Origin of the sequence: Microbulbifer sp. (assembly GCF_051659245.1) — a bacterium.
Lineage (GTDB): Bacteria > Pseudomonadota > Gammaproteobacteria > Pseudomonadales > Cellvibrionaceae > Microbulbifer.
In genome coordinates, this window is record NZ_JBOFOC010000210.1 from 1 (window position 1) to 7510 (window position 7510).

The following is a 7510-nucleotide window of genomic DNA, read 5'->3' on the forward strand; positions in this document are numbered from 1 at the left end:
CCATGCCCGCGATCGGCATCAACTACGTAGTGGAGGCCGATCGCGGGCATGGCCCGCTCCTACACAGGGGAGGAATCTGTCAGGTCTAGGGTAAGTGTGGTCGCGGGGGGGGAATTTCAACAAGAAAGGGCCGAAAGCCTATAATGCGCGCCCGATGTATCTCAGAGGACCCACCGTGCCAGCCCTTCCCTCACGTTTGTACACCCTGGTATTCGCGCTGATCATGTCCGGCCTGATGTCGCTGCTGATGTCCGCGGTGATCACCTTTATCAACACCGGTTTCGACGGCGGTTTTATGTGGCGCTGGGCGAGCGCCTGGGTGGTGGCCTGGGTGGTGGCGTTTCCGCTGGTATCGGTGATCGCGCCGCTGTCCCACCGGCTGACGCGCAAGTTCGTCAGCGCGCCGGACGCTTGAGCACCAGCGGCATCAGTTTGTGGTCGGCGAGCGTCTCCCGCGCCGCGGCCACCTTGGAGCGGCTGCGGTAGGGGCCGATAAGTACCCGGTGCCAGGTGCCGCGGCTGTCGGTGGCGATCTCCACCTTTACGTCCAGGTTGGCCAGGGTGAGCTGCGCGCGCAGTTTCTCCGCCTCCGCGGCGTCGCGGAAGGAGGCCGCCTGCAGGATGTACACCAGTTGAGGATCGTCTCTCCCGGGCGTTTCCTCACGGGGGGACTCGCTGCGCGCGCCGCCGTCCGGGGGGGCGGTGACGCGGCGGGAGGGCTTGGCCACCTTGGGTTCCGGCACCTCCACTTCGTTTTCCTGCAGCAGGGTATAGAAATCGAAGCGCGGCTTTGACTGCTCTTCGGCTTTCCGGGCGGGGGTCGCCGGGCGCTCGTCGCCGCCGGAATCCTGCTTGAGCCCGGTGAGAAAAATCATAAACACCACGAAACCGCCGACAAAATTGCCCAGCACAAACCAGACCCAGGCGGGTTTGCTCGCGGGACTGCTGCGGCGGCTGGCGTTGCGACGGCTCATGAATATCCCTTCTCAATCAATTGCGTTAGTTGTAAACCACGGACCGGTGCGCGACTTTGACAACACAGACTACCAGCCTGGTGTCGACGATTTCATAGACAATCCGGTAATTCCCCTGCCGAACGCGATAGAGTTCGCGCCCGGTCAGCTTTATGCAGCCCTCGCAGCGGGGATTTTCTGCGAGGGAGTCTATGCGCTTCAGGATACGCTTTACATCCCGCTTGGGGATAGCGCGCAGGTCTCCGGCTACAGATTTCTTAAAACTGATTTTATATTTTGCCATGCTTCTTCAGGTCTTGAAGCAGGGCCTCATAAGACACTTCCGGCTCGCTGACCCTGTCCGCATAGGCTTGCAGATCCTCCTGGTCTTCGCGCATCAGCAGGCGCACCGCCTCGTCCACCAGTTCAGACACCGATTGATGGCTGGTGGCCGCTCTCAGCTTCAGCGCCTGGTGAATGGCCGGATCAAAGTAAATCGTGGACCTTTTGGACAAGTTGCTCATTATCACACCCCTTTGCCGAAAGGCACTATAGCGTTGTAACGCTATAGCATCAAGGTGACGTCATCGCGGTCAGGATAACTCCTGCGCATCCATATCCACCGCCCAGCGCAACCGCCGGTTACGGTTGCCCTCGGCCCATTGGCACAGGCGCGCGAGCAGTGCCTGCAATACGCCACGTTTTTCCGCGGTGATCTGCACATAGAAGCGGAAGCGGCCGGACTTGCGTTCTAGAAGCGCGGGCACCGGCCCCAGGTACTGCAACTGTGGGGACGGCGGCGCCAGGGCCTCCAATTGCCGGCGGGCCTCGCCGAGAAATTCCTCCGCCCACTCCGCCTCCTCGCACTCGGCGCGCACCAGCGCCATGGCGCGCAGCGGCGGCAGCTGGGCCACGGCCCTGTCGCGCAGCAGCTGGCGGGCGAAGGCACCGTAGCCTTTCTCCAGCAGAAGCTGCAGCAGCGGGTGCTCCGGGTAGCGGCTCTGTACCAGTACCCGGCCCGCCAGTTCGCCGCGGCCGGCGCGGCCGGCCACCTGTTCCAGTAACTGGCCGGTGCGCTCCGGGGCGCGGAAGTCGGCGCTGAACAGGCCGCCGTCGGCGTCCTGGATCACCACCAGGGTGACCCGGGGCAGGTGGTGGCCCTTGGCCAGCATCTGGGTGCCCAGCAGCAGGCAGGGTTCGCCGGCGCGCGCCGGGGCCAGCAATTTGTCCAGGGCCTGTTTGCTGGCGGTGGTGTCGCGGTCCACGCGGATCACCGGGTAGCCGGCGAAGCGGTGGGCCAGCAGCGCCTCACTGCGCTCGGTGCCGGCTCCCAGGGCGCTGAGCGAGCGGCTGTGGCACTGGGGGCAGCTGTCCACGAGTGGCCGGCGGTAGTCGCAGTGGTGGCAGCGCAGCTGCCGCTGGCGGCGGTGCAGGGTCAGCTTGCTGGAACAGTGGGGACAGTCCGCCAGCCAGCCGCAGTCGTCACAGGCCAGCGTCGGGGCGAAGCCGCGGCGGTTGATGAACACCAGCGCCTGCTCGCCGCGGGCCAGGGTCTCGCCGAGATGGCGCAACACCTGGGGGGCGAAACCCTCCTCCAGCTGCTGGCCGAGGGTGGGGACTATATGGATCTGCGGCGGCCGCGCGTCGCCGGCGCGGTGGCGCAGGCGCAGGTGCTGATAGCGCCCGTTCAGGGCGTTGTGCAGGCTCTCCAGGGAGGGGGTGGCGGAGCCCAGCAGCACCGGCACCCCGGCGTTGCGCCCGAGCACCACCGCCAGGTCGCGGGCGGAGTAACGCACGCCATCCTGCTGCTTGAAGGAGCCGTCGTGCTCCTCGTCCACGATCACCGCGCCCAGCTTGTGCAGCGGGGTGAATATCGCCGAGCGGGTGCCGATCACGATATCCGCCTGGTCCGCGGCGGCGGACAGCCAGGCCCGGGCCCGCTCGCCCTCGGCCAGACCGGAGTGCAGGGCGGCGATGCTGCGGCCGGGAAAGCGCGCGGCGATGCGGCGCAGGGTCTGCGGTGTCAGGCCGATCTCCGGCACCAGTAACAGGGCCTGCCTGCCGTCGATGAGCACCCGCTCCATCAGCCGCAGGTAGACTTCGGTCTTGCCGCTGCCGGTGGTGCCCTCGAGCAGTGAGACGGTAAAGCGATCCGCCGGAATGGCGTCCAGCGCCTGCCGCTGCTCTTCGTTGAGCCGCGGCGCTTCGTTGAGCCGCGGCGCTTCATTGAGCCGCGGCGGGGCCGCTCCGGCGCCTTTATCGGTGGAGAGCGGCGGCGGGGCGGTGGGGCCGGCGGTCCACTGCGCCAGGCCGCGATCCAGCAGCGCCCGGATTGCGGTGGCGGAATGGCCCAGGGTTTTGAGATGGGGGCGGCTCTGCCTGCCGTCCCGCAACAGCAGTTGCAGCAGCGCCTGCTGTTTCGGCGCCCGCGCCAGGGCGCTCTCCGGCAGGCCCTTGCCCCCGGTGGTGAGTTCCAGCCACTGCTCGGCCCAGTGATCGGCGGGCTTGCCTTTGCGCAGCGCGGCGGGCAGGGCGGCGGCGTAGAGTTCGCCGACGGGCGCCTGGTAGTAGTCGGCGGCCCAGTGCAGGAAGGCGCGGCTTTGGCGGTCGAACAGGGGGGTGGCGTCTATCTGTTCCAGGGCCGCCTTCAACTCGGCCAGTGGGGACTCACTGACGATATCCACCAGCACCGCCACCAGTTTGCGGCTGCCGAAAGGGACCCAGAAGCGTTGGCCCGGTAACAGTTGCGCGGGGTCGCAGCCCTGCGGGGGCAGGTAGTCGAACAGGCGCCGCAGGGGCACCGGCACCGCCAGGCGTAGAATTGCCGGTTTTCCTCCGCCGTCGGTTGCCAATTTGCGCCTCCCCTTTGTACTGCCCGCGCGAGCCGCACATGATAGCGCAATTGCGACGCGGGCCTGCTGCTCCGCGGATTTGTCCTCGGCACCGCCTCTGTAGGAGCTGAGCGAGGAGAAGGGCTTCGTAGCCATTCGCTTGCAAGCAAGCTCCTACAGCGACTTACGAGCCCGTATGCCGACTGGGGCTCGGCGCTCCCGGCGGACAATTGTGCTTGAACCGCCGCGCTAATCTGATTAGTATGCGCGCACTTTTTCCCCAGCCCCTAAACCAACGACGACTCCGTGCCCGGCAACAGACCAGGTGGCGGTTTCGAATTGAGGCAGACCATGAAGACCGATATCCATCCGAATTACAGCGAAGTCACCGCCACCTGCTCCTGCGGCAACGTGATCAAGACCCGCTCCACCCTGGGCAAAGACATCCAACTGGACGTCTGCTCCCAGTGTCACCCCTTCTATACCGGCAAGCAGCGCGAAGCCAGCACCGGTGGCCGCGTGGACCGCTTCAAGAAGCGCTTCGGCAGCCGCATCGGCAAGTAAATCGCGGCGGCGCCGAGCAGCGCAGCGCGATGGCCGCAGGCAAAGCGTCCGCAGCCGGAAAAAAGGCACCCTGGGCTCCCCTCGGTGCCTTTTTTTGCGCCCTGCTGCTGGCCGCCACCGCAGCGGCGAATCGCGTGCTCGGGGAGAAAAAGGACAGCGTTGCTGCCCTCTGCATCACAGACCGAGATCGCTCAGCCCCGGGTGATCGTCCGGGCGCCGGCCCAGGGGCCAGCGGAATTTGCGCTCGCTCTCCCGAATTGGCAGATCGTTGATACTGGCATAGCGGTTGACCATCAGGCCGTTGTCGTCGAACTCCCAGTTCTCATTGCCGTAGGAGCGAAACCAGTTGCCGCTGTCGTCGTGCCACTCATAGGCGTAGCGCACCGCAATGCGGTTGCCCCCGAAAGCCCAGAGCTCCTTGATCAGGCGGTAGTCCAGCTCCTTGCTCCACTTGCGCTCGAGGAAGGCGCGAGCCTGGTCGCGCCCCTGCACAAACTCGGCCCTGTTGCGCCAGCTGGTATCCGGACTGTAGGCCATGGCCACTTTGGCCGGATCCCGGCTGTTCCAGCCGTCTTCGGCCAGGCGGACCTTTTCCCTGGCCGATTCCGGCGTGAAGGGAGGCAGGGGATGGCGCAGTTCATCTGACATAGGTGTACTCCTATTGTTGTTGCTATAGCCCCTCGGGGCCTGTTTGCGATCTATGGTGCTGCACGTCCAGCGCGGGGTCGGGAGGGGGGCCTCTTTCCGGGACACGGGCTGGGCGCCCCCCTTAAATACGTCCCTGTACGCTCGTAATCGGCATCCCTGCCTCATACGGTCCCGAAAAGAGGCCCCCCTCCCGACCTGGAGAGCTCTTCGCGCGATTCTAAACAGGCTCTTAGCAGGATTTCCGCAGTGCGCTGTGCGTCCACGGCGACACCGGCCCCACCCGACACCAGGGCGTTGGTAATGGCACCGTCGATCAGCAGCATCAGCTGTCCGGCCAGCTGCTGCGGCTTCTCGGCACCGAGATCAATGCATCGCCGTACCAGGCAGCGATACAGCTTTTCCTTGTGGGCTCTGGCGACCTGTCGCACCGGGTCTTGCGGGTCGGACACCTCCCCGGCGGTGTTGATAAAGGCGCAACCCTGAAAACCCGCCGAGCCGAACCAGTCGGCCAGGACATCGAAAACCCCCAGCAGCTGGGCCCTGGGGCCCTCGAAGCGCTCGAGGCCCGCCTCGAACCAGTCCATCCAACGCCGGTCGCGCCGCGCCAGGGCCTCGGCCACCAACCTGTCCTTGGTGCCGAAGTGTTTGTAGATGGTTTTTCTCGAGACCCCGGAGGCCTTCACTATTGCATCCATACCCGTGGCACAGATGCCTCTCTGGTAGACGAGTTGCTCGGTGCAGTCGAGGAGTCGCTCAAGGGACTCTGTCTGTTGCATTCTGCTCATGGGGCGCAGTGTAGAACGATCGTTCTCCATCGAGCAAGGGCAAAACCGCGATTTGCGCCGAAGTGGGCCCGCTTCGGATTGATATCGGGATTCTGGCCAGCCCCCTGGCGCGATTGGCAAGGGGCGCAAATAGAAGTGAAGGGGCGATTTACCGACCCGGGGTCGAAATATACGTCCCCATTTGCGCAAAATATTCGCTTATTTATTGCGGGAGACCGGAAATCCGGCACCGGAATTAGTAGGAATTAGCGGTTTCGTTCGATTCTTGCGCTTGTGGGGACAGGCCGCTTCCGGTTATTCTCTGCGCCCCCGCAGTAATCGGGGCGGCGCCCGCAGAGGCTCCCCCGCAGTATTCGAAGAGAATTTTCCCACGATGACGGACTCATTGCGCCAGGCCGCGCTCGACTACCACGCGCTGCCGACCCCGGGCAAGCTATCGGTAGAACTGACCACCCCCGCCCAGACCCAGGAAGACCTGTCCCTGGCCTACAGCCCGGGCGTCGCCGAGCCGGTGCGCGAAATCGCCAAGGACCCGGAAGCGGCCTACCTGTACACCGGTAAGGGCAACCTGGTGGCGGTGATCTCCAACGGCAGCGCCATTCTCGGCCTGGGCAACCTGGGCCCGCTGGCCTCCAAACCGGTGATGGAGGGCAAGTCGCTGTTGTTCAAGCGCTTCGCCGGCATCAACTCGGTGGACATCGAAGTGGACAGCCCCAGTCCGGAGCGCTTCATCCAGACGGTGTCCGATATCGCCAACACCTTCGGCGGCATCAACCTGGAGGACATCAAGGCCCCGGAGTGCTTCCATATCGAGGAGGCGCTGATCGAACGCTGCTCGGTGCCGGTATTCCATGACGACCAGCACGGCACCGCCATCGTCACCGTGGCCGGCATGCTCAACGCGCTGGAAATCCAGGGCAAGAAAATCGAAGACGTGCGCATGGTGTGCCTGGGTGCCGGCGCCGCCGCCACCGCCTGCTGCAAGCTGATGCTGGCCGCCGGCGCAAAGAAAGAGCAGATCACCATGCTCGACAGCCGCGGCGTGATTCACTCCCGGCGCACCGATATCAACGCCTACAAGGGCGAGTGGGCCCGCGACACGGAAATGCGCACCCTGGACGACGCCATCGAGGGCGCCGACGTCTTCCTGGGCGTGTCCGGCCCTGACCTGCTGTCGGCGGAGCAGCTGTCCAAAATGGCTCCGTGCCCGGTGGTCTTCGCCTGCTCCAACCCCACCCCGGAAATCTCCCCGGAGCTGGCGCACAGCGTGCGCGACGACCTGATCATGGCCACCGGCCGCTCGGACTACCCGAACCAGGTGAACAACGTGCTCTGCTTCCCGTTCATCTTCCGCGGCGCCCTGGACGTGCGCGCGGTGCGCATCAACGAGGAAATGAAGCTGGCCGCGATCGAGGCCATCCGCAAGATCGCCCACCTGCCGGTGCCGGACGCGGTGCGCGAGGGCTACGGCGGCGTGGAGCTGAGCCTGGGCCCGGACTATATCCTGCCCAAGCCCACCGACCCCCGTCTGCTGCCGGAAGTGGCCTCGGCAGTGGCCCGCGCGGCGGTGGACAGCGGCGCGGCGCGGCTGCCCTACCCGGAGCACTATCCGCTGGCGCCTCTTTAGAAGGGCCAGGGACTGCTGCCCCTGCCCACGGGAGTTACGCCGTAGGAGCGGGCCATGCCCGCGATCGGCCTTCGCTACGTAGCTGATGACGATCGCGGGCAT

General features: G+C 65.4%; 9 protein-coding genes. 3 read left to right on the forward strand and 6 right to left on the reverse strand.

Annotated elements, in window-relative coordinates; translation table 11 throughout:
- Positions 1–175: 175 nt before the first annotated feature.
- A complete protein-coding gene (locus ACRC0P_RS19330; protein WP_438632944.1) occupies positions 176–415 on the forward strand; it encodes a DUF2798 domain-containing protein in 240 nt (79 codons plus the stop codon).
- On the opposite strand, the gene ACRC0P_RS19335 is transcribed toward ACRC0P_RS19330, so the two are convergent.
- From ACRC0P_RS19335 to ACRC0P_RS19350, 4 genes are all read right to left on the reverse strand, one after another.
- Positions 396–974 carry an SPOR domain-containing protein gene (locus ACRC0P_RS19335; protein WP_438632945.1) on the reverse strand — a complete coding sequence of 193 codons (579 nt, stop codon included), beginning with the start codon at positions 972–974 and terminating at the stop codon, positions 396–398. The two genes, ACRC0P_RS19330 and ACRC0P_RS19335, sit on opposite strands and share 20 nt — an antisense overlap.
- Positions 975–999: 25 nt before the next feature.
- Positions 1000–1257, reverse strand: a complete 258-nt coding sequence (locus tag ACRC0P_RS19340) for a type II toxin-antitoxin system RelE family toxin (protein ID WP_438632946.1) — start codon at positions 1255–1257, stop codon at positions 1000–1002.
- Positions 1244–1477, reverse strand: a complete 234-nt coding sequence (locus tag ACRC0P_RS19345; RefSeq protein WP_308364813.1) for a CopG family transcriptional regulator — start codon at positions 1475–1477, stop codon at positions 1244–1246. The genes ACRC0P_RS19340 and ACRC0P_RS19345 overlap by 14 nt, the downstream gene beginning before the upstream one ends.
- A 69-nt stretch (positions 1478–1546) precedes the next feature.
- The gene (locus tag ACRC0P_RS19350; RefSeq protein WP_438632947.1) at positions 1547–3805 is read right to left on the reverse strand and encodes a primosomal protein N'; all 2259 of its coding nucleotides are present in this window, start codon (positions 3803–3805) and stop codon (positions 1547–1549) included.
- 330 nt (positions 3806–4135) lie between these two features.
- Here ACRC0P_RS19350 and rpmE point away from each other — a divergent pair, with 330 nt between their 5' ends.
- Entirely contained in the window at positions 4136–4348 is a 213-nt protein-coding gene (gene rpmE / locus ACRC0P_RS19355) for a 50S ribosomal protein L31 (protein WP_308364810.1), read from the forward strand.
- 174 nt (positions 4349–4522) lie between these two features.
- Here the strand turns inward: rpmE and ACRC0P_RS19360 are convergent, their stop codons facing one another.
- Entirely contained in the window at positions 4523–4996 is a 474-nt protein-coding gene (locus tag ACRC0P_RS19360; RefSeq protein ID WP_438632948.1) for a DUF1348 family protein, read from the reverse strand.
- Positions 4997–5157: 161 nt separating this feature from the next.
- On the reverse strand, positions 5158–5772 hold the full coding sequence (locus tag ACRC0P_RS19365; protein ID WP_438632949.1) for a TetR/AcrR family transcriptional regulator: 615 nt from the start codon (positions 5770–5772) through the stop codon (positions 5158–5160).
- A 382-nt stretch (positions 5773–6154) separates the two neighbouring features.
- Here ACRC0P_RS19365 and ACRC0P_RS19370 point away from each other — a divergent pair, with 382 nt between their 5' ends.
- Positions 6155–7408, forward strand: coding sequence for a malic enzyme-like NAD(P)-binding protein (locus ACRC0P_RS19370; protein WP_438632950.1), 1254 nt, complete (start codon positions 6155–6157; stop codon positions 7406–7408).
- Positions 7409–7510 lie beyond the last annotated feature (102 nt).

What these genes read in the sequence shown, in the direction of transcription:
- ACRC0P_RS19335 (WP_438632945.1), bottom strand. Translation starts at nt 974, where the DNA reads ATGAGCCGTCGCAACGCCAGCCGCCGCAGCAGTCCCGCGAGCAAACCC.
- ACRC0P_RS19340 (WP_438632946.1), bottom strand. Translation starts at nt 1,257, where the DNA reads ATGGCAAAATATAAAATCAGTTTTAAGAAATCTGTAGCCGGAGACCTG.
- ACRC0P_RS19345 (WP_308364813.1), bottom strand. Translation starts at nt 1,477, where the DNA reads ATGAGCAACTTGTCCAAAAGGTCCACGATTTACTTTGATCCGGCCATT.
- rpmE (WP_308364810.1), top strand. Translation starts at nt 4,136, where the DNA reads ATGAAGACCGATATCCATCCGAATTACAGCGAAGTCACCGCCACCTGC.
- ACRC0P_RS19360 (WP_438632948.1), bottom strand. Translation starts at nt 4,996, where the DNA reads ATGTCAGATGAACTGCGCCATCCCCTGCCTCCCTTCACGCCGGAATCG.
- ACRC0P_RS19365 (WP_438632949.1), bottom strand. Translation starts at nt 5,772, where the DNA reads ATGCAACAGACAGAGTCCCTTGAGCGACTCCTCGACTGCACCGAGCAA.
- ACRC0P_RS19370 (WP_438632950.1), top strand. Translation starts at nt 6,155, where the DNA reads ATGACGGACTCATTGCGCCAGGCCGCGCTCGACTACCACGCGCTGCCG.